The sequence below is a fragment of the Sphingobium sp. UBA5915 genome (assembly GCF_002431195.1).
Lineage (GTDB): Bacteria > Pseudomonadota > Alphaproteobacteria > Sphingomonadales > Sphingomonadaceae > Sphingobium > Sphingobium soli.
Genome location: NZ_DJDV01000119.1, coordinates 70,446 through 87,728 on the forward strand (window position 1 = coordinate 70,446; position 17,283 = coordinate 87,728).

Below are 17,283 nucleotides of genomic sequence, written 5' to 3' on the forward strand. Positions count from 1 at the left end.
GGGTGATTGATCCCGCCTCCCTGCCAGCGCTCCACGCCAGCCATGGCGGCATCTGGCTTCGTGAAGAGGGCCGCACGATGGGCCTGGCAAAGGGGCAGGCCATCGCTCGCGCGGCCGAAACGCCGGTGCTGTTGCTCAACGCGCCCCTGACCGGCCAGCGCCTTGGCTATCCCGAACTCAACGGCCTCGATCTGCTGGAGCTATGGGCATTTCTCCATCCCGCCCGCTTTCTGGTGCCCACGCCCAAGGGGCTGGCGGCGGCGCTGGGACTGCCAGCGCCGCCGCAGGAGGGCGACATTCCCGCCTTGCTGCAACAGGCCGCGACGCTGTTGCTGGACCGTCTGGACGCGCCGGACTGGCTGGAGCGAGAGGGCGGCTGGACCGCGGCGCAGGCGCTGCACCGTTTGCGCTGGCCGTGGTCGCCGCTGGTCGCACCGCGCATCCCGCGCCCGAAGGACGCTGAACGCTGGCTTTTTTCCAAATTGCCGGAGTGGGAGGAGGCGCAGCCTCGCCCTGCCCCGCGCACCATCAGCCTGAACGAGGATCAGGTGCTCGCCCGGCTTGACGCGCTGACGGGCGCTGGGGCCGAGCCGCGCCCGGGCCAGCGCGCCTATGCCGCCGCCGCCGGCGATGCCTTCACCCCCAAACGCCATCGCGACCAGCCCAATATGCTGCTGGCCGAAGCGGGCACGGGCATCGGCAAGACTTTGGGCTATCTGGCGCCAGCCTCCCTCTGGGCCAGCGAAGCGCAGGGGACGGTATGGGTATCGACCTATACCAAGGCGCTGCAACGCCAGCTTGATCGCGAATCCCTGCGTCTGTTTCCCGACCCGGCGCTCGCGGCAAGGCGGGTGGTCGTGCGCAAGGGGCGTGAAAATTATCTCTGCCTCCTCAATCTGGAGGATGCGTTGCAGGGCGGCTTTTCCGGGCGCGCCGCGATCCTGGCGCAACTGGTCGCGCGCTGGGCGGCTTTTACCAAGGATGGCGACATGGTGGGCGGCGACCTGCCTGGCTGGCTGCCGACGCTGTTCCGCCGCAATGGCTCCACCGCGCTCACCGACCGGCGCGGCGAGTGCATCTATGCCGGTTGCCCCCATTATCGCAAATGCTTCATCGAACGATCAGCCCGGGCGAGCGCGGACGCCGACATCGTCATCGCCAATCATGCGCTGGTCATGATCAACGCCGCGCGCGGGCGCGAAACCGGACAGCGGCCCCAGCGCATCATCTTCGACGAAGGTCATCATCTGTTCGACGCAGCCGATTCGACCTTTTCCGTTGCCCTTTCCGGGCAGGAAGCGATCGAGTTGCGCCGCTGGATCATGGGGCCGGAGGGCGGATCGCGCGGCCGCAGGCGTGGCCTTGCCGCGCGTCTGTCAGATCTGGCCAGCTATGATGAGGAAGGTGGCCAAGCCATCCGCGCCGCGATCGATGCAGCGCAGGCGCTGCCGGCCGACGACTGGTTGAAACGCGTCGTGGCGGGCGAGCCGTTCGGCCCGCTGGAGGCGCTGCTCGCGGCGGTGCGCGGCACCGTATACACCCGCGCCGCCGATGCGGGCGAAGCGGATGCGGGCTACGGGCTGGAAACCGAACTGGCCGAACCCGACGGGGCATTGGTGGAAGCGGCGCAGGAGGCCGCGCTTGCGCTCGATGCGCTCATCAAGCCGCTGGTGCGCCTGGCCCGCCGGCTGGAAGCGGTGATCGAGGATGCGCCCGACTGGCTGGATGGCGCGGCGCGGGCGCGGGTCGAAGGCGCGATCGCATCGCTGGGCTGGCGCCGGGATCTGATCGCGGCCTGGCTGGCGCTGCTGGCGCGGATCGGCGGCCCGGCCGATCCCGACTTTGTCGACTGGATGACCGTCGATCGGGTCGAAGGGCGCGAATATGATATCGGCATCCACCGCCATTGGCTGGACCCGACCCGTCCGCTGGCCGAAACCGTGCTGAAGCCCGCGCAGGGCGTGCTCATCACCTCGGCCACGCTCAAGGGCGGGGGCGAATGGGACAATGCCGAAGCGCGCGCTGGCGCGATCCATCTGCCCCATGGCGCCCAACGGTTCGAGGCAAGCAGCCCGTTCGACTATCCGGATCGCGCCGAAGTGCTGATCGTCACCGACATCAAGCGAGGCGACATCGCCGCGCTGTCGGGCGCCTATGGCCGTTTGATCGAGGCGGCCGGCGGCGGGACGCTGGGCCTGTTCACCGCCATCCGTCGGCTGCGCGCGGTCCATGCCCGCATCGCCGATCGACTCGCACGCGCGGGCCTGCCGCTTTATGCCCAGCATGTCGATCCGATGGACACAGGGACACTGGTCGATATTTTCCGCGACGATCCGCGCGCGTCCCTGCTGGGCACCGACGCGCTGCGCGACGGGGTCGATGTGCCCGGCCATTCGTTGCGACTGGTGGTGATGGAGGGCGTGCCATGGTCCAAGCCCACGGTGTTGCATGCCGCGCGCCGATTGGCCGGCGGGGGTAGCGCCTATGACGACCGGCTGATCCGGGCGCGGCTGGCGCAGGCCTTTGGTCGTCTGATCCGCCGGGCCGAGGATCGGGGTAGCTTCGTCATCCTGTCCGCCGCCATGCCCAGCCGCCTGCTCTCCGCCTTTCCGCCCGGAACGCCGGTGCGTCGGCTGACGCTGGATGAAGCGATCATCGCCGTCAGTCGATCCGCCCGGAGCGAAAGCCTTGGCGAACGCCCCGCCATCGGGCATCAGGGGCACGAATCCGGCTTGCCCCGACAGGAGTGACAATGAAGCGGCTGACCCTGTTGCGCCACGCGAAGTCCGATTGGGACGATCCGGTGGCGCGCGATTTCGATCGCCCGCTCAACCAGCGCGGTGAAAAGGCCGCGCGGCTGATGGGAAAGTTCGCCGCGCGCCAGGGGATGCGTTTCGACCAGCTGGTGGCCTCCCCTGCCGAGCGTGTGGTGCAGACGCTGGACGCCTTTTTCACCGGCTATGGCGAAACGCTGGAGGCGCGCTGGGACCGGCGCATCTACCTCGCCTCGTCCGCGACGCTGTTCGACGTGGTGCGCGACCTGCCCGAAACGGCGGAAGCAGCGCTCATGTCAGGTCACAATCCCGGCTTTGAGGAACTGATCCTGGATCTGGTGCCCGACGACGGCAAAAGCGCCCTGCGCGACGATGTCGAAGTCAAATTCCCCACCGCCAGCCTGGCCGTCATGGACTTGGCGATCGAGCGCTGGGCCGATGCGCGGCCCGGCGTCGCCACGCTCAAAAGCTTTACGCGGCCGCGCGACCTTGATCCTGCACTCGGGCCGGAAACGCGCTGACGCGGCGCGCCGGTCGGTCAGACGCCGAGCGCCCGCGCCAACATGGCGCGCACCGTTTCCAATTGGCTGAGCAGGGTTTCGGGCGCGGCGTCAACCGGCGCAGGCGGCATGCTGCCCGCGCCCTCGCTCAACGCCTTCTGCGCCCCCTTCACCGTGAAGCCCTCGACGCTCAGCAGATGATGGATCCGCCGCGCCAGCAGCACGTCGTCGGGCCGGTAATAGCGGCGGTTGCCGGCGCGTTGCAGGGGCCGCAAGGCCGGAAAGCGCGTTTCCCAATAGCGCAGGATATGCTGGGGCACATCGAGTTCAGCGGATAATTCGCTGATCGTCAGAAATGCCCCCTCCGCCTTTTTCATAACTGCAATGTTGCACCCGCCCCCACCAGGGCGTCAACCGCAACCGACGGCGTCCGACAGGAAAAAGCGGCGGATAATCCTGCGCTTGTCAGGCGACGCGATCGCGCATGGTCTGGCTGGCGCGGAATGTCAGCACCCGGCGCGGCTCGATCGGCACTTCCACGCCGGTCTTTGGATTGCGCCCCATGCGCTGGGTCTTGTCGCGCAGGACGAAGGTGCCGAAGCTGGAGATTTTCACATTCTCGCCGCGCTCCAGCGCGTCCGACATATGATCCAGAATGGATTCGACCAGCGCCGCCGCTTCCGCGCGCGACAATCCGACATGACGGTTTAGGCTGTCCGCCAAGTCCGCCCGCGTCAAAGTGCTCATTTCGCCCATATTGGTCCCCTCTCGACCGATTGCGTCAGTCACCCCCCGATGACCAAAGGCAAATTTGACCGATTCCTGCTGATTCGGCAAGCAGCACCAATGATCATAGACGTAAGACGCAGGCACCCCAGGTAAAGCCGCCGCCCATGGCTTCCAGCACGACGAGGTCGCCGGCTTTGATCCGCCCGTCGCGCATTGCAAGGTCGAGCGCCAGCGGAACCGACGCAGCCGACGTATTGGCGTGCCGGTCGACCGTCACGATCACACGCTCGGCAGGCAGCTTGAGCTTGCGCGCGGTCGCATCGAGAATGCGGGCATTGGCCTGATGCGGCACCAGCCAGTCGATGTCGCGCGCGTCCAGGCCAGCCAGGCTCATGACTTCGTTCAAGACCGAGGCCAAATTGACCACGGCATGGCGGAACACTTCCTGCCCCTTCATGCGCAGCTTGCCTACAGTGCCGGTGGTCGAAGGGCCGCCATCGACATAGAGAAGCTGATTGTGCCGACCATCGGCATGGAGTTTCGACGCCAGGATGCCCCGTGCGGAGCGGGGGTCGGTGGCCGCGCTTTCCTCCGCGCCCAGCACGATCGCGCCCGCGCCGTCGCCGAACAGGACGCAGGTCGTGCGATCTTCCCAATCGAGGATGCGGCTGAAGGTTTCCGACCCGATCACCAGCGCATGCTGCGCCGCGCCCGACCGGATCATGCTGTCCGCCACGGTCACGGCATAAAGAAAGCCCGAACATACTGCTGCGACGTCGAACGCGACACAATCGTCGATGCCGAGCGCCGCCTGCACCTTGGTTGCGCTAGCGGGGAAGGTCTGGTCGGGCGTCGCCGTCGCCAGGATGATGAGGTCGATGTCCTGCGCGGCCAGGCCAGCCGCTTCCAGCGCGGCCTTGGCGGCATCGGTCGCCAGCGTGGCTGTGGTTTCCCCCTCACCCGCGATATGGCGCATGCGGATGCCGGTGCGCTCGACGATCCATTCATCGCTGGTGTCGACCGTCTCTGTCAGTTCGGCATTGGTGACGACGCGCTTGGGCAGGGCGGAGCCTGTCCCCAGGAGAATAGAACGGCGGATCACTTGACGGGCTGCTCCAGCTTCGATGCGACGGCGCCCAGCCCCTCGACGCCCGCCATGTCGGCGGCGATGCGGCGGGTAATATCCTCTTCCAGCAACCGCGCAGCGACATGGACGGCATTGGCTACGCCCTTTTCGTCCGCGCCGCCATGGCTTTTCACCACGACGCCGTTGAGGCCCAGGAACACCGCGCCATTATGGTTATTCGGGTCCAGATGATGTTTGAGCATATACATGGCCGGCTTCGAAATGAGGAAGCCGATCTTGGACCGGATGGAGCTGGTGAAGGCCTTGCGCAGGACGTCGGTGACGAAGCGGGCCGTGCCCTCCGCCGTCTTGAGCGCGACATTGCCGGAAAAACCGTCGCACACGATGACGTCGCTGTCCCCGCGCGCGATCTTGTCGCCTTCGGTGAAGCCGTCGAACTGAAGCGACAGGTCATTGGCGGCGCGCAGAATGGCCGCGGCATCACGAATTTCGTCCGTGCCCTTCAATTCTTCGGTGCCGATGTTGAGCAGGCGCACGCGCGGCCGGTCAAGATCGAAGGCAATGCGGGCATAGGCGGCGCCCATCACCGCGAACTGGACCAGGTTGCGCGCGTCGCATTCGGTGTTCGCGCCCAGATCCAGCATGATGGCATCATTGTCGCCCAGCGTCGGTAACATGGCGGCAAGGGCCGGCCGATCCACGCCGGGCATGGTGCGCAGCGCCAGCTTCGCCATCGCCATCAGCGCGCCGGTATTGCCGGCGGACACCGCGGCACCCGCGTCGCCTGCCTTCACCGCGGCGATCGCCATCGCCATGGAGCTGCTCTTCTTGCGAATAGCGACGCTTGGCTTGTCCGAACCGTCGACCACGCTGTCGCTATGAACGACATCGGACGCCGCCCGCAAATTGGGGTGACGGTCAAGCGCGGCCTTGATCCGCACTTCGTCGCCGAACAGGGTGAACCGCAGGCCTTCGTGCCGATGGCGGGCCAAGGCGGCACCGGCCATCATCACACGCACGCCTTCGTCCCCGCCCATCGCGTCGATTGCGATTCGCGGTTGTCTGGACACTGTCAGGTCACCCCTTTGCGGAGTAGAGAATGGGCTCAGGCCCCGACGGCGACGACTTCGCGGCCGTTATAGTGCCCGCAGGCGTCGCACAGATTGTGCGGGCGCTTGAGTTCACCGCAGTTGGAGCATTCCTGATAGGCCTCGACGCGCAGCGCGTCGTGGCTGCGGCGCATGCCGCGACGGGAGGGAGAAGTTTTCCGCTTGGGGACAGCCATGTCGGCACCTTGTTCCGTATAATGATCTGGTTGTGCGACTGGCCGGTTTCCGATGGGATGCCGACGCCAACGGCGCCGCAGACCCATGCGGCCCGGGTGATCGCGAAGCCATGCGCCTATAGCGCTTTTTGCCGTCCACGCAACCCCTTCCTTCCTTTGCGCTTGCCCGCCCGGCCCCGCGCGATAGGGTACGCACGTCGATATACAGGGGAATGCCGGATGTTGCTGCCGATCACATTGACCTTTGCCGCCGCCTGCGCGCTGCTCAATCTGTGGCTGGCGATTCGCTGTGCGCGGTTTCGCATTTCGGACAAGATCATGCATGGCGATGCCGGTCATGCGCTGCTCGCCAAACGGATGCGCGCCCACGCCAATTTCATCGAATATACGCCGATCATCCTCATCCTGTTCGCGCTGATCGAACTGGCGGCCGGGCCTTCGCTGTGGCTGTGGATCGGGGCGCTGGCCTATATCCTGGCGCGCGTCGCCCATGCCATCGGAATGGATGCGGACAAACCGACCCTGTGGCGTGCGGGCGGGGCGCTCGTCACCTGGGGCGTCATGGTGCTGCTTGCGGGCGCCGCGCTTGCCCTGGCCTATCACCAGACGCGCGAAGTGCCGGTGCCGCCAGCCTTGGCGGCGCAGGCCTAGATCAGCGCGCCAGCACCGAATCGGCCACGAACGGATTAGTGCGGCGTTCATGGGCGAAATTGCTCATCGGCCCATGGCCGGGCACGAAGGCGGTTTCGCCGCCCAGCGGCCATAATTTCCCGGTGATGGCGTCGATCAGTTGCTGGTGATCGCCACGCGGGAAATCAGTGCGGCCAATCGCCCCCTGGAACAGCACGTCGCCCACGATCGCCAGCTTGCTGGGCGCATGGTGGAACACGACATGGCCGGGCGTGTGGCCAGGGCAATGATAGACGTCCAGCGTCAGATGGCCAACCGTCACCTGGTCGCCATCCGCCAGCCAGCGGTCTGGTTCGAAACTTTCCCCCGGCACATTCCAGCGCTCGCCATCCTGCGCCAACCGCTCGATCCAGAACCGGTCCTCCTCATGCGGCCCCTCGATCGGGACGCCCAGGTCGCGCGCCAGAACGCCCGCCTGCCCGCAATGGTCGATATGCCCGTGGGTGATCAGCAGCTTCTCGATGGTCACGCCATGCTGCTGCGCCGCTTTTTTGAGCATCGGCAGGTCGCCGCCCGGATCGACGAAGGCACCCCGCATCGTCTCCGTGCACCAGAACAACGTGCAATTCTGCTGCAACGGGGTGACGGGGATCAGGGCGGCTTTGAGCGGCGGGTTGGTCATGCGCCCGATGTGGCGAAACCACACGCGCCGCGCAAGGGTCAGTCCTCCGCAGCCAGTGGGATCGGCTCGGCCAGGCTGATGCCGTCCAGCACCTTGGCCGTCTCGTCGCGCACGCGCAGCATGATGCGATGCAGGCGGCATTCGCTTTCGGGCAGGCAGTTGGTGCAGCTTTCATGCGCGAAGCGGCTGGCGCAGGGGGTCAGGGCCAGCGATCCGCGGGTCAGCCGGACGATATCACCATAGCTCACATCGACTGGCGCCAGCGCCAGCCAATAGCCCCCGTCCCGGCCGCGCTGCGTCGCCACCAGCCCTTCGCGCGACAATTCGGACAGGATCACGGTCAGGAACTTGGCCGGAATATTCTGCCGCGTGGCGATCTCGTTCAACGGCACGGGGCCCTGGCGGTAGCGGTCGGCAAGATGCTGGAGAGCGCGAATGGCGTAACGGGTCTTCTGGGACAGCATGATCCCGTTATTCGCGCCCGCCCGCCTTTTGACAAGCGCTTAGAGCGCGGCCGTCATCGCCGCGCGCGCCTGCCCCGGAAAGTCGGTGAAAAAGCCATCGACCCCGGCTGCGACGATCGCGCGGACATAGCCGGCAAAGTCACCGCGGCCTTCTGGATCGGCGCCGCGCTGATATTGGGCGGGCAGGAAGGGGTTTTCCATCCGCAGCGTCCAGACATGCACCTGCAACCCCGCGTCATGGGCGCGGCCGACCAGCGCCGTCGCGCCCTCGGGCGTCAGCACCTGTGCGGCGGACGGACCTATGCCATCGGCATAGGTCGCGATCTCCGCCAACCCCTGGACCGTCAGCATGTCGTCATAGCTGGTGCCCGGCATATCGGCCGGGCCGCCCTGCGCATCCACCAACTGGATGAGGCGCAGCCGGGTGGCGGCGCGCAGCGCCTTCAGATTGCCGACCTCGAACGACTGGATGAAGACCGGATCGGCCTGCGTCATATAGCCGTAGCGGCTGAGCAGATCGAGCAAGGGTGCCTGGTGGGGCAGGCCGATGCCCGCGAAATAGCTGGGGTGCTTGGTTTCGGGATAAAGGCCGATCCGCCGGCCGCTTTCCGCTTCCTTGGCGCGCACCAGCTTCAATATCTCCTCGAATGTCGGGATCTGGTAGAGCGCGTCAAAGCGCTTGTTGGCCGGGCGCAGGTCGGGCAACCGTTCGCGCGCGCGCAGGGTGCGCAGTTCCGCCAAAGTGAAGTCCTCGGTGAACCAGCCCGCCATTTCGACGCCGTCAATGACCTTGGTCGTCTTGCGATCGGCAAATTCGGGATGATTGGCGACGTCCGTCGTCCCGCCAATCTCATTTTCGTGGCGGGCGACCAGCACACCGTCCTTGGTCAGCACCAAGTCGGGTTCGATATAATCCGCGCCCTGGTCGATCGCGCGCTCATAGGCGGCCAGCGTATGTTCGGGCCGTTCGCCGCTCGCGCCGCGATGCGCAATGAGGATGGGGTCCGCGCCGGGCGCCGCCCGGGCTATCGAGAGAGGGAGGAGGCTCATCAGAACAATCAGCCCTAATCGCGCCAGCCTCCGCACGCTCATGCCTTCACGCCATGCAGCGCATTTTCGTAGGTCGTCGCCTTGAACCCGACGATCGTACCCTTGCCGGTGTCCAGGATCGGGCGCTTGATCATCGAGGGGTTGGCCATCATCAGCAAAATCGCCTTGTCCGCATCGATATGCGCCTTGTCGCCCGCGTCCAGCGCCTTGAAGGTCGTGCCAGAGCGATTGAGGATGGTTTCCCAGCCATGCTCCATCACCCATTCCTCCAGGCGGTCCTTGTCGACGCCCGATACCTTGTAATCGTGAAAGCTGTAGGGGACGCGCTCATTGTCCAGCCAGTTGCGGGCCTTCTTGATGGTGTCGCAATTCTTGATGCCGTACATGGTAATCATGATGCTGTGCTCCTGTCACCCTTTGAACGCGGTGACTTCGATCTCGATCTTCATTTCCGGCTTGACCAGCCCCGCGATGATGCAGCTTGCCGCCGGGCGGATGTCGCCGAATATGGGGCCGGCGATGTCGCCCATCACGTCCCAATAGGCGGCGTCGGTGATATAATAGGTGACGCGCACCACGTCGGCGAAGGAAAAGCCCGCTTCGTCGAGCGCCTTGCCAATGGTCTCGAATGCGTTGCGCCCCTGTTCGACCACATCGCCGGGCATCACTTTGGTATCCGGGTCCGTGCCCGTCGTGCCGGCGACAAAGCACCAGTTGCCCTGGACGACGGCGCGCGAATAGCCGACCTGCGCCTCGAAGGGCGAGCCGGAGGAGATGAGCTGGCGAGGCATGAAGGATTCCTGCTGCGGTGCGAAAGGATCGCAGGGCGCTTTGCCCCCTCCTCCGCGCCCTGTCCAGCGCTTTTCCCGGAACAGCCGCCCCGGCCGGCCGTTCATCAAGGCCGTATAGTTGACAGGAGACGCATCATGGACCGCCCCACCCCCGATCGCGAGATGGAAGAGAATAGCGAACAGGCCGAAGCCGGCACCCAGGCGCAGGACGTGGCCGATGACGCCGCCACCCGCACCATAGATCTGAGCGAAGACAGCGAGCGGGGCGGCAAGACCGATCCAGCGCAGCTCGTGCCAGACGACACCGAGGATCTGGTAGAAAAGATGAACGCGATGAACCGTTCGGGTCGGCTCGACATGGATGCCTATGCCGGCGAGCCGCAAATGGACGACGAAGAGGACGTTCTGGGCGATACCGAGGATGCGGATGACGAGGATGGACTGCCCTGATCGGTCTGACCGGCATCCAGCGCCAGATTGATCATGCCCCGGGCGAGGTGGCCCAGTGCTTGCGCCATGGCATCACCCATGGCCGGGTCCAGCCCGTCTTGTCCGGCGATGGCGCAGGTCATCGCCGTCGCCCATTGATCGGCCAGCGCCGGGGTCACGGGAAAGACCCGGTGCAGCGTCATGATGCAGGGGCCGCGTTCGAACCAGTCTCGCGGACCGCCGAGCCATCCGACGATGAATCGCGTCAGGCCGTGCCGCACCGGCCCCAGGTCCGCCGCATGAATGCCGCGTAGCGCCACGAACCGGCTGTCCTGTTCCACCAGATCGTAAAAGCGATCCACGATCGCTCTCACGACGATCTCACCGCCGATGCGGCCATAAGGATTGGGTAGCGACTGGGGCGATGCGGCGGCGTTCATGGACTGGCTCCAATCTGGATCATCATCCCATGGTAGCACCATCAGCAAGTGGCGCTTTGACCGTGGTCAATTCCTGTCTGATCCACACTCGCGGAGAGATGGCGCAGTCTTAACCTCTCCTTTCCCGACGCCATGGCACAACAGGGCATGGCAACAGGATTTCTCCGGACCAAGCGGCGGTCACGCACACGCGATGCGCATAATAGCTGGTCGCGCAGCGGTGCTACCGCCAGACTCCAGCGCAAAGCGGTGGATGGCAGCGTCAGCGGCCCTGCGCTCGTTTATATGGTTTGCCTGGGGCTGTTGCTGGGTTGGTATGGCCCCGGCTGGCTGGAAGCCGCCCGGTTATTCGATCACGCCGGCGAGCATTCGCCCGCGCTTCCTGCGGCATCGGCCGACATGCTGACCGCCAGCTTCGGCTTCTGCCACAGCGGCGGCGGGACAAATTGCGTGGTCGACGGCGACACCTTCTGGTTCCAGGGGGCCAAATATCGCATCGCCGACATCGATACGCCCGAAACCCATGGCCCCCGCTGCCCGGCCGAAGCGGCACTCGGCGCGCGGGCAACCCGTCGATTGCAAAGCCTGATGAACGCGGGCGCGTTTTCACTGGAGCAGGGAGATCGCGATACGGATCGCTATGGCCGCTCGCTCCGCATTGTCACGCGCAGCGGAGAGTCGATCGGGGCCATTTTGGTCGCCGAGGGGCTGGCGCGAGACTGGGATGGCGCGCGCCATCCCTGGTGCTGAAGCGGGAAGACGTTACGAAACCTAACCCCTTCCCGCCGTATCTTCAGCGGCAGTTCAATCCGCCACGATCAATTTCCCGGCCTAGCAGCGCGCCGGCGCCACCACCGATCAGCACGCCCGCGATGTTGGACTGACCCCGATCAATCTGGCTGCCCAGCAGGCCACCCAGCGCCGCGCCGACGATCAGGCCGGTCGTGCCGTCCGAACGGCGGCAATAATAGCGATCGTCATAGCCGCGATAGATGCGCGTACGGCGATCGACACGGATCGGCGCGTACCCGGTTCGATAATAGCGGTCTGGACGATAGAAGCGGCCATAGCGCGGGTCGGGCCGGTTCCAGTCATAGCGATAGACGACCCGGCCGGGCCGGCGATAAGCACCGCGACGGTCGCCCCGCCAGTCGCGCCGCGCCTCGCGCACGTCCCGGCGATAGTCGCGCTGCGCGCGGCGCTGATCCTGCACATAGCGTCGCTGCGCCTGGCGGCTGTCGCGGCGATACTCACGGCGGGCATCGCGGACATCCCTGCGATGCTCGCGTGCGTTATGGCCCGGCTGGGCCAGCGCAGGCACAGCGGTGATGCCGGTCAGCGTCATCGCGCCCAGCGACAGGGCCGCAAGGGCGCGCTTGAACGGGCTCATCATGGCTCGAAGCTCCTTGAATCATATCATGGCGACAGAACTCGCTGTTCTGAAACATGTTGCATGAACGATACAAAACCTGCCGTTCAGGCAGGGGACAGTGCGACTTAGCTTTACGTGGACCGCAGGGGGACGCCCTGTTCCCCAAAACCAGGATGATGGCTTCAATCAACGCCTCGTTCGGGCGCGGCAAAGGTGGTTGGGCTGGTCAGCACCACACGTTGTAGCCGCGTGCGATCGTCACAATGCTGGCAATGGGCCTGATCGAACAGCGTTTCGATCACCCAGTTCTGCGCCGATACATCCCATATGACCCGTGCATCGCGCGCGACATGGTCGCTGCCGCAAATATGGCAAATATAGGCGTGGCGGATTGGTCCGGACAGAGGCATGCCTCCACCTTATCGCCCTTACCGCCGAAATGGCGGCAATTTGCGCCATTTCGGACCTGATTGCGCACCCCCACATCAGACCGTCCGATTTTTCGGGAAATCGGGAACATCATGGGTCGGGCTGCCTTCCGGTCATGATATAAGCACGACTCACAAGGAGACGACGCATGACCATCGCACGTTTCGAAGATTATCCTGCTGCAGACGTCTGGACCCCGCTGTTTCAGGCCTGGCAAATCCCGTGGCAGATGACGCTCCAATGGTGGGACTTCTATGCCGAGGCGCTGCAGGTTTCCGGCATGCATGTTCCCTATGGCAGGGCGCCTGCAATGCCCAAGGACCAGGAACCGCTGCATGTGGAGGAGGCGGAGGGGCTCTGCGCCTGACGGCGACCACCCCGACCGATTATCCCCGCGCGACCTGAAATCCCGCAAAGGACTGACTTACCGGCATCAACTCCAGCCGGTTGACGTTGAGGTGCGGCGGCAGCGTCGCGACCCACAACAGGGTCTGCGCAATATCCTCTCCCGTCATCGGATCGGCGCCGCCGTAAAGCGTATCCGAAGCATCCTGGCTACCGGTGCGCACGAAGGTGAATTCGGTTTCGACCATGCCCGGTTCGATCGAGGTGACGCGCACTCCCGTGCCGTGCAGATCGGACCGCAGGCCAAGCGAGAATTGCTGTACGAACGCCTTGGTCCCGCCATAGACATTCCCGCCCGCATAGGGATAGGTCGCCGCCACCGAACTCAGATTGATGATCGCGCCCTTGCGCTCCACCAGACGCGGCAGCAGCTTGTGGGTGATGGCGATAAGCCCGTTTATATTGGTGTCGATCATCTGCCGCCATTGCGCCAGGTCCGCCTTGTGCGCCGGCGCGGTGCCGAGCGCCAGACCGGCATTGTTGATCAGCAGGTCGATGGCCTGAAATTCCGGGGGAAGCGATGCCAGCGCCCCGTCGATCGCCGCCTCGTCGCGCATGTCGAAAGCAAGCATGTGCATCTTAGGGCCAATTTCGGTCGCCAGCGCTTCCAGCCGTTCGGCCCGTCGGCCCGTGCCGATCACGCGCCATCCCGCTGCTGCAAAGGCGCGTGCGGCCGCTTCGCCAATGCCGGCGGTGGCGCCTGTGATGAGAACGGTCCGGTCAGTCATGCGGCCTCCTGTTGGCAAGGCGGGACCGGCGAATATCAGCCATCCCGCGTGCATCGTCGCGCCTATGTGGCGTAGCGATGCGCGCGAGACAACCGCTCACGGCAGGGCTCAGGCGACAGGCTGATCACTGATCGGACTTTCCATCGCGGAGGATCGAGTTCCTTTTGGATGCAAATTCCTCGTCGGGGTCCTCCGACGGACTGTCAGCCGGGCCGGCCCAAGGCGCATTATCACGTCCCCGCACCAAACACTCCGCCTGCCGTGGCGGCCGCATCGAGTTACCTGTTGTTAACGATTGACTGCCAGATTCGGCTCCTTGCCATCGTGGCGCATCAGGGCTGCGGGCGTATTTTCGGAGGTGCCGGACAATGACTATCACGGAATTGGCAGCACGTTTCGATCGGCGTCGCCATGCGCGCTTCGTCACCGCGTTCGAAGCGGATTTGCTGGAGGGCGAGGACTGCCGCAAGGTCATCGTGGGCGACGTTTCGGCGGGCGGGTGCCTGCTCGAACATCGCGATGGCTTCCGCATTGGGACAACGGTTCGGCTGCGGGCCAAGGATATCGACATGGAAGCGCGCATCATGTGGTCGCGCGGCGACCTGTGCGGCATGCGTTTCGCCCAGAGCGTCGATCCTTGGCAGGTTATCCGCGCCAATGTCGATGGTGCCGCGCGGATTGAGGACATGATGAATCAGGCGGCGCGCCTGCGGCCTGAACCCACCCGCTAAAATCCTAGCGATCCTCCTCGTCGCTCAGGATGCGCATCGCTGCGCCGTCCGGATCGTCGAACTGGCCCGAGCGCAAAGCCGCGAAAAAGCCCGCCAGCGCCACCCCGCCGCACAGCAGCGCAAGGGGAATGAGCAGCGCCAGCCCGGTCATCGGGCGGCGCCATTGAGCCGGAGCGCGTTGGCGACGACGATCAGCGACGACAGCGACATGGCGACGGCAGCAACCAGCGGCGTGACCTTGCCCGCCACCGCCAGCGGAACGGCCAGCATATTATAGCCGATCGCCAGCGCGAAATTCTGCCGCACGATGTGAATGGTGCGCCGGGCCGCGCGCAAGGTGATGCCGACAGGCGCCAGGACATCGCCCAGAAACACCATGTCCGCCGCCAACTGACTGGCGTCGCTGGCGCAGGCCGGGGCCATGCTGGCATGCCCCGCCGCCAGCGCCGGTCCGTCATTCAGTCCGTCCCCCACCATCAGCACCTTGCGCCCCTGGCGCTTCATGCGTTCAACCAGCGCCAGCTTGTCGGCGGGCCGCAAATGCCCGATCGCGGTGGCCCCCGTCGCGCGCGCCACCGGACCCAGCGCCTCCGGCCGATCGCCGCTCGCGATCACGATCCGGTAGCCGGCGGTCCGCAAGGCTGGCAGGATTTCGCCGGCGTCCCGGCGCAAGGCATCCGAAAATCGCAGCAGGTGCGCCTCCGTCCCGCGCCGATATTCGCTGGCAAGGCCGAACAGGCTGACAAGGCCGCGCGGCCGCGCCAGCGATACCGCGACCCCCGCATGGCGCGCGAACAGCCCCTCCCCCGGCACCTCCCGCAAATCATCCAGCGGTACCGCCTCGACGCCTTGCGCCTCCAGCGCCTGCCGCAGCGCGATGCTGAGCGGATGGCGACTGGCGCGCGCTAGGGCCAGCAGGATCGCCCGATCCTGCCGCGCCATCGCATCCATTTCCTCGGGCACCGGACGGCCCAGCGTCAGCGTGCCGGTCTTGTCAAAGACGATGCTGTCCACCTCGGCCATGCGCTCGAGCGCCGACCCATCCTTGACGAGGATACCCCGGCGCATCAGCGCGCCGCACGCGACGACCTGCGCAGCGGGCACCGCCAGTCCCAGCGCGCAGGGGCAGGTGATCAACAGCACGGCAATGGCGACCAGCATCGCCTGATGCACTCCGGCCCCGGCCATCATCCATCCCGCAAAGGCCAGCGCGGCGGTCAGGTGCACGGCGGGCGCATAATAGCGCGCAGCCTGGTCGGCGATGCGGACATGCCGCGACCGGCCCTGCCCCGCTTCGTCCATCAGCCGGGCGATATCGGCTATCACCGTGTCCGGCCCCGCCGCCGTCACCATCACGGTGATCGGAGCCTCGACATTCAGCGCGCCGGCCTGCACCGCGTCGCCCGGCCCGACACGGACGGGCGCGCTTTCGCCGGTCAGGAACGCGATGTCCATGCCCGACGCCCCTTCGACAACGCGCCCGTCCGCAGCCAGTCGCTCCCCTGCTGCGACCAGCATCCGCATCCCCGGCTGCAACTGCGCCGCCGCCGTCCAGCGGCTTTGTCCGCTGTCGGTCAACACCAGCGCGCCGGGCGCGCCATGTTTCAGCAGCGCCGCGACGCTGGCGCGGGCGCGCCCGCGCACCATCGCGTCCAGGCTCCGCCCCGCCAGCAGGAAGAACAGCAGCATCACCGCGCCGTCGAACCAGGCGTCCGCACCCCCCGTCGCGGTTTCATACAGGCTCATGCCCGTCGTCAGCAGCACGCCGATGCTGATCGGAACGTCCATATTGGTCCGCCCCTGCCGTGCCGCCGCCCAGGCGGACCGGAAAAAGGTCTGACCGGCATAGGCGATCGCGGGCAGCGCGATCAGCGCGGAAAGCCAGTGGAACATCTGCCGTGTGCCGCCGTCCGCCCCGGACCACACCGAAACCGACAGCAACATGATGTTCATGGCGGCGAAACCCGCCACCGCCAGCGCGCGCAGCAGCGCCCGGCCTTCCGCCGCCGCCAGATCGACGCCCGGATCGGCCAGCGGTTCAGCGTCGAACCCCAGCGCCACGATCGCCGCCTTGAGCGCGGGCGGCTCCATTGCCGGATCATGGCGCACGGTCACGCGCTTGGCGCTCATGTTGACGCGCGCGGACGCGATCCCGTCGATGCACGCCAGGCCGTTCTCGATCTTGGCGATGCATCCGGCACAGTGAAGCGAAGGAACGACGAACTGGCTTTCGCTCAGGGCGGCCTCGGCCGGAGCGTCGTCGACCAGGGGCTGGGTCGCCATCAGTCGATCTCCGCCATCAGATGCCGCTGCTGGCGATCCCGCGTTACCGTCACGCGCAGTTGCCAGCGCCCGGCTGGCAGGACGCGATCGCTGACATAGCGCCCCGGCCGTTCCTCCTGCATCACCAGGGCGATATCGTCGGCGCGTCCCAACGGATGCTGGGCGACGGCACGCACCTTGGCCCCCTTCACCGCCGCGCCCGCTTCGTCGTCCAGCCGCACCATGACATGCCGGCCCGCATCCGTCGCGATTTGCTGGCGCCATCCCAGTGCGGCCTGCGCCCTTGCCTGCCCTAGATAGGCATTGAACTTCTGGCTCTCGACATAGCTGTTGTCGACCACGGTCCCACCGAAGCTGCGGACCGCGACCGTCGCCATCACCATGTTGACCGCGATCACCACGACAAAGAAGCCGACCAGGATTGCGGTCATGTGCCAGCCGGTGAACCGGCGGGAGGAAACTGCATCGCGCATG

The 17,283-nt window shown here is 65.9% G+C and carries 23 protein-coding genes and 1 pseudogene; 7 read left to right on the plus strand and 17 right to left on the minus strand.

Annotation, left to right across the window (positions count from 1 at the left end; all coding sequences use genetic code 11):
- Window positions 1-2: 2 nt before the first annotated feature.
- Entirely contained in the window at window positions 3-2,750 is a 2,748-nt protein-coding gene (locus B2V90_RS20755; RefSeq protein WP_009822783.1) for an ATP-dependent DNA helicase, read from the plus strand.
- 2 nt (window positions 2,751-2,752) lie between these two features.
- Window positions 2,753-3,295: a SixA phosphatase family protein gene (locus B2V90_RS20760; protein WP_009822784.1), complete on the plus strand. Its 543-nt coding sequence runs from the start codon at window positions 2,753-2,755 to the stop codon at window positions 3,293-3,295.
- Window positions 3,296-3,312: 17 nt separating this feature from the next.
- On the opposite strand, the gene B2V90_RS20765 is transcribed toward B2V90_RS20760, so the two are convergent.
- The 5 genes from B2V90_RS20765 to rpmF all read right to left on the minus strand — a co-directional run bounded on the left by B2V90_RS20765 (window position 3,313) and on the right by rpmF (window position 6,375).
- Window positions 3,313-3,651 carry a MerR family transcriptional regulator gene (locus B2V90_RS20765; RefSeq protein WP_009822785.1) on the minus strand — a complete coding sequence of 113 codons (339 nt, stop codon included), beginning with the start codon at window positions 3,649-3,651 and terminating at the stop codon, window positions 3,313-3,315.
- A gap of 88 nt (window positions 3,652-3,739) precedes the next feature.
- Window positions 3,740-4,030, minus strand: coding sequence for an integration host factor subunit alpha (locus B2V90_RS20770; protein ID WP_228221083.1), 291 nt, complete (start codon window positions 4,028-4,030; stop codon window positions 3,740-3,742).
- A gap of 94 nt (window positions 4,031-4,124) precedes the next feature.
- Window positions 4,125-5,105 carry a beta-ketoacyl-ACP synthase III gene (locus tag B2V90_RS20775; RefSeq protein WP_009822787.1) on the minus strand — a complete coding sequence of 327 codons (981 nt, stop codon included), beginning with the start codon at window positions 5,103-5,105 and terminating at the stop codon, window positions 4,125-4,127.
- Window positions 5,102-6,127 carry a phosphate acyltransferase PlsX gene (gene plsX, locus B2V90_RS20780; protein ID WP_009822788.1) on the minus strand — a complete coding sequence of 342 codons (1,026 nt, stop codon included), beginning with the start codon at window positions 6,125-6,127 and terminating at the stop codon, window positions 5,102-5,104. The genes B2V90_RS20775 and plsX overlap by 4 nt, the downstream gene beginning before the upstream one ends.
- A gap of 68 nt (window positions 6,128-6,195) precedes the next feature.
- Window positions 6,196-6,375, minus strand: a complete 180-nt coding sequence (rpmF, locus tag B2V90_RS20785; protein ID WP_031298882.1) for a 50S ribosomal protein L32 — start codon at window positions 6,373-6,375, stop codon at window positions 6,196-6,198.
- A 219-nt stretch (window positions 6,376-6,594) separates the two neighbouring features.
- Between rpmF and B2V90_RS20790 the strand changes: the two genes are divergently transcribed.
- Window positions 6,595-7,026: an MAPEG family protein gene (locus B2V90_RS20790; protein ID WP_228220955.1), complete on the plus strand. Its 432-nt coding sequence runs from the start codon at window positions 6,595-6,597 to the stop codon at window positions 7,024-7,026.
- Window position 7,027: 1 nt separating this feature from the next.
- Here the strand turns inward: B2V90_RS20790 and B2V90_RS20795 are convergent, their stop codons facing one another.
- From B2V90_RS20795 to B2V90_RS20815, 5 genes are read right to left on the minus strand one after another with little or no spacing between them, the layout of a single operon-like run.
- On the minus strand, window positions 7,028-7,687 hold the full coding sequence (locus tag B2V90_RS20795) for an MBL fold metallo-hydrolase (RefSeq protein ID WP_009822791.1): 660 nt from the start codon (window positions 7,685-7,687) through the stop codon (window positions 7,028-7,030).
- A 38-nt stretch (window positions 7,688-7,725) separates the two neighbouring features.
- Window positions 7,726-8,151 (minus strand): RrF2 family transcriptional regulator, encoded by a 426-nt coding sequence (locus tag B2V90_RS20800; RefSeq protein WP_009822792.1) that lies wholly within the window; start codon window positions 8,149-8,151, stop codon window positions 7,726-7,728.
- A 39-nt stretch (window positions 8,152-8,190) separates the two neighbouring features.
- A complete protein-coding gene (locus tag B2V90_RS20805; RefSeq protein ID WP_228220956.1) occupies window positions 8,191-9,243 on the minus strand; it encodes a glycerophosphodiester phosphodiesterase in 1,053 nt (350 codons plus the stop codon).
- Window positions 9,240-9,596, minus strand: a complete 357-nt coding sequence (locus B2V90_RS20810; RefSeq protein ID WP_037543126.1) for an ArsC family reductase — start codon at window positions 9,594-9,596, stop codon at window positions 9,240-9,242. Before B2V90_RS20810 ends, B2V90_RS20805 begins: the two co-directional genes overlap by 4 nt.
- 15 nt (window positions 9,597-9,611) lie before the next feature.
- The gene (locus B2V90_RS20815; RefSeq protein WP_228220957.1) at window positions 9,612-9,992 is read right to left on the minus strand and encodes a RidA family protein; all 381 of its coding nucleotides are present in this window, start codon (window positions 9,990-9,992) and stop codon (window positions 9,612-9,614) included.
- 135 nt (window positions 9,993-10,127) lie between these two features.
- Here B2V90_RS20815 and B2V90_RS20820 point away from each other — a divergent pair, with 135 nt between their 5' ends.
- Window positions 10,128-10,442, plus strand: a complete 315-nt coding sequence (locus B2V90_RS20820; protein WP_228220958.1) for a hypothetical protein — start codon at window positions 10,128-10,130, stop codon at window positions 10,440-10,442.
- A 14-nt stretch (window positions 10,443-10,456) separates the two neighbouring features.
- Here the strand turns inward: B2V90_RS20820 and B2V90_RS20825 are convergent.
- Window positions 10,457-10,861, minus strand: a pseudogene (locus tag B2V90_RS20825) (globin); the annotation flags it as partial.
- 147 nt (window positions 10,862-11,008) lie between these two features.
- Between B2V90_RS20825 and B2V90_RS20830 the strand changes: the two are divergent.
- Window positions 11,009-11,611 carry a thermonuclease family protein gene (locus tag B2V90_RS20830; RefSeq protein WP_293923025.1) on the plus strand — a complete coding sequence of 201 codons (603 nt, stop codon included), beginning with the start codon at window positions 11,009-11,011 and terminating at the stop codon, window positions 11,609-11,611.
- 43 nt (window positions 11,612-11,654) lie between these two features.
- Here B2V90_RS20830 and B2V90_RS20835 read toward each other — a convergent pair whose 3' ends face one another.
- Window positions 11,655-12,254 (minus strand): glycine zipper 2TM domain-containing protein, encoded by a 600-nt coding sequence (locus B2V90_RS20835; RefSeq protein WP_228220961.1) that lies wholly within the window; start codon window positions 12,252-12,254, stop codon window positions 11,655-11,657.
- 161 nt (window positions 12,255-12,415) lie between these two features.
- A complete protein-coding gene (locus tag B2V90_RS20840) occupies window positions 12,416-12,643 on the minus strand; it encodes a hypothetical protein (RefSeq protein WP_009822800.1) in 228 nt (75 codons plus the stop codon).
- Between the two features lie 167 nt (window positions 12,644-12,810).
- Between B2V90_RS20840 and B2V90_RS20845 the strand changes: the two genes are divergently transcribed.
- Entirely contained in the window at window positions 12,811-13,029 is a 219-nt protein-coding gene (locus B2V90_RS20845) for a hypothetical protein (RefSeq protein ID WP_228220962.1), read from the plus strand.
- 19 nt (window positions 13,030-13,048) lie between these two features.
- Here B2V90_RS20845 and B2V90_RS20850 read toward each other — a convergent pair whose 3' ends face one another.
- The gene (locus B2V90_RS20850; protein ID WP_228220963.1) at window positions 13,049-13,795 is read right to left on the minus strand and encodes an SDR family NAD(P)-dependent oxidoreductase; all 747 of its coding nucleotides are present in this window, start codon (window positions 13,793-13,795) and stop codon (window positions 13,049-13,051) included.
- A 368-nt stretch (window positions 13,796-14,163) separates the two neighbouring features.
- Between B2V90_RS20850 and B2V90_RS20855 the strand changes: the two genes are divergently transcribed.
- On the plus strand, window positions 14,164-14,526 hold the full coding sequence (locus tag B2V90_RS20855) for a PilZ domain-containing protein (RefSeq protein ID WP_009822803.1): 363 nt from the start codon (window positions 14,164-14,166) through the stop codon (window positions 14,524-14,526).
- Between the two features lie 4 nt (window positions 14,527-14,530).
- Here B2V90_RS20855 and ccoS read toward each other — a convergent pair whose 3' ends face one another.
- The 3 genes from ccoS to B2V90_RS20870 are packed head-to-tail and all read right to left on the minus strand — an operon-like array spanning window position 14,531 to window position 17,282.
- Window positions 14,531-14,677, minus strand: coding sequence for a cbb3-type cytochrome oxidase assembly protein CcoS (gene ccoS, locus B2V90_RS20860; protein WP_009822804.1), 147 nt, complete (start codon window positions 14,675-14,677; stop codon window positions 14,531-14,533).
- Entirely contained in the window at window positions 14,674-16,809 is a 2,136-nt protein-coding gene (locus B2V90_RS20865; protein ID WP_228220964.1) for a heavy metal translocating P-type ATPase, read from the minus strand. The genes ccoS and B2V90_RS20865 overlap by 4 nt, the downstream gene beginning before the upstream one ends.
- Complete coding sequence (locus tag B2V90_RS20870) at window positions 16,809-17,282, minus strand: FixH family protein (protein ID WP_228220966.1); 474 nt, start codon at window positions 17,280-17,282, stop codon at window positions 16,809-16,811. Before B2V90_RS20870 ends, B2V90_RS20865 begins: the two co-directional genes overlap by 1 nt.
- Window position 17,283: the final 1 nt, after the last annotated feature.

Excerpts from the sequence above, each read along its gene's own strand:
- plsX (WP_009822788.1), bottom strand. The coding sequence starts at position 6,127 with ATGGGCGGGGACGAAGGCGTGCGTGTGATGATGGCCGGTGCCGCCTTG.
- B2V90_RS20770 (WP_228221083.1), bottom strand. The coding sequence starts at position 4,030 with ATGGGCGAAATGAGCACTTTGACGCGGGCGGACTTGGCGGACAGCCTA.
- B2V90_RS20815 (WP_228220957.1), bottom strand. The coding sequence starts at position 9,992 with ATGCCTCGCCAGCTCATCTCCTCCGGCTCGCCCTTCGAGGCGCAGGTC.
- B2V90_RS20820 (WP_228220958.1), top strand. The coding sequence starts at position 10,128 with ATGGACCGCCCCACCCCCGATCGCGAGATGGAAGAGAATAGCGAACAG.
- B2V90_RS20840 (WP_009822800.1), bottom strand. The coding sequence starts at position 12,643 with ATGCCTCTGTCCGGACCAATCCGCCACGCCTATATTTGCCATATTTGC.
- B2V90_RS20760 (WP_009822784.1), top strand. The coding sequence starts at position 2,753 with ATGAAGCGGCTGACCCTGTTGCGCCACGCGAAGTCCGATTGGGACGAT.
- B2V90_RS20805 (WP_228220956.1), bottom strand. The coding sequence starts at position 9,243 with ATGAGCGTGCGGAGGCTGGCGCGATTAGGGCTGATTGTTCTGATGAGC.
- B2V90_RS20790 (WP_228220955.1), top strand. The coding sequence starts at position 6,595 with ATGTTGCTGCCGATCACATTGACCTTTGCCGCCGCCTGCGCGCTGCTC.
- B2V90_RS20810 (WP_037543126.1), bottom strand. The coding sequence starts at position 9,596 with ATGATTACCATGTACGGCATCAAGAATTGCGACACCATCAAGAAGGCC.
- B2V90_RS20835 (WP_228220961.1), bottom strand. The coding sequence starts at position 12,254 with ATGATGAGCCCGTTCAAGCGCGCCCTTGCGGCCCTGTCGCTGGGCGCG.
- B2V90_RS20850 (WP_228220963.1), bottom strand. The coding sequence starts at position 13,795 with ATGACTGACCGGACCGTTCTCATCACAGGCGCCACCGCCGGCATTGGC.
- B2V90_RS20855 (WP_009822803.1), top strand. The coding sequence starts at position 14,164 with ATGACTATCACGGAATTGGCAGCACGTTTCGATCGGCGTCGCCATGCG.
- B2V90_RS20870 (WP_228220966.1), bottom strand. The coding sequence starts at position 17,282 with ATGCGCGATGCAGTTTCCTCCCGCCGGTTCACCGGCTGGCACATGACC.
- ccoS (WP_009822804.1), bottom strand. The coding sequence starts at position 14,677 with ATGACCGGGCTGGCGCTGCTCATTCCCCTTGCGCTGCTGTGCGGCGGG.
- B2V90_RS20765 (WP_009822785.1), bottom strand. The coding sequence starts at position 3,651 with ATGAAAAAGGCGGAGGGGGCATTTCTGACGATCAGCGAATTATCCGCT.
- B2V90_RS20830 (WP_293923025.1), top strand. The coding sequence starts at position 11,009 with ATGGCAACAGGATTTCTCCGGACCAAGCGGCGGTCACGCACACGCGAT.
- B2V90_RS20795 (WP_009822791.1), bottom strand. The coding sequence starts at position 7,687 with ATGACCAACCCGCCGCTCAAAGCCGCCCTGATCCCCGTCACCCCGTTG.
- B2V90_RS20800 (WP_009822792.1), bottom strand. The coding sequence starts at position 8,151 with ATGCTGTCCCAGAAGACCCGTTACGCCATTCGCGCTCTCCAGCATCTT.
- rpmF (WP_031298882.1), bottom strand. The coding sequence starts at position 6,375 with ATGGCTGTCCCCAAGCGGAAAACTTCTCCCTCCCGTCGCGGCATGCGC.
- B2V90_RS20845 (WP_228220962.1), top strand. The coding sequence starts at position 12,811 with ATGACCATCGCACGTTTCGAAGATTATCCTGCTGCAGACGTCTGGACC.
- B2V90_RS20865 (WP_228220964.1), bottom strand. The coding sequence starts at position 16,809 with ATGGCGACCCAGCCCCTGGTCGACGACGCTCCGGCCGAGGCCGCCCTG.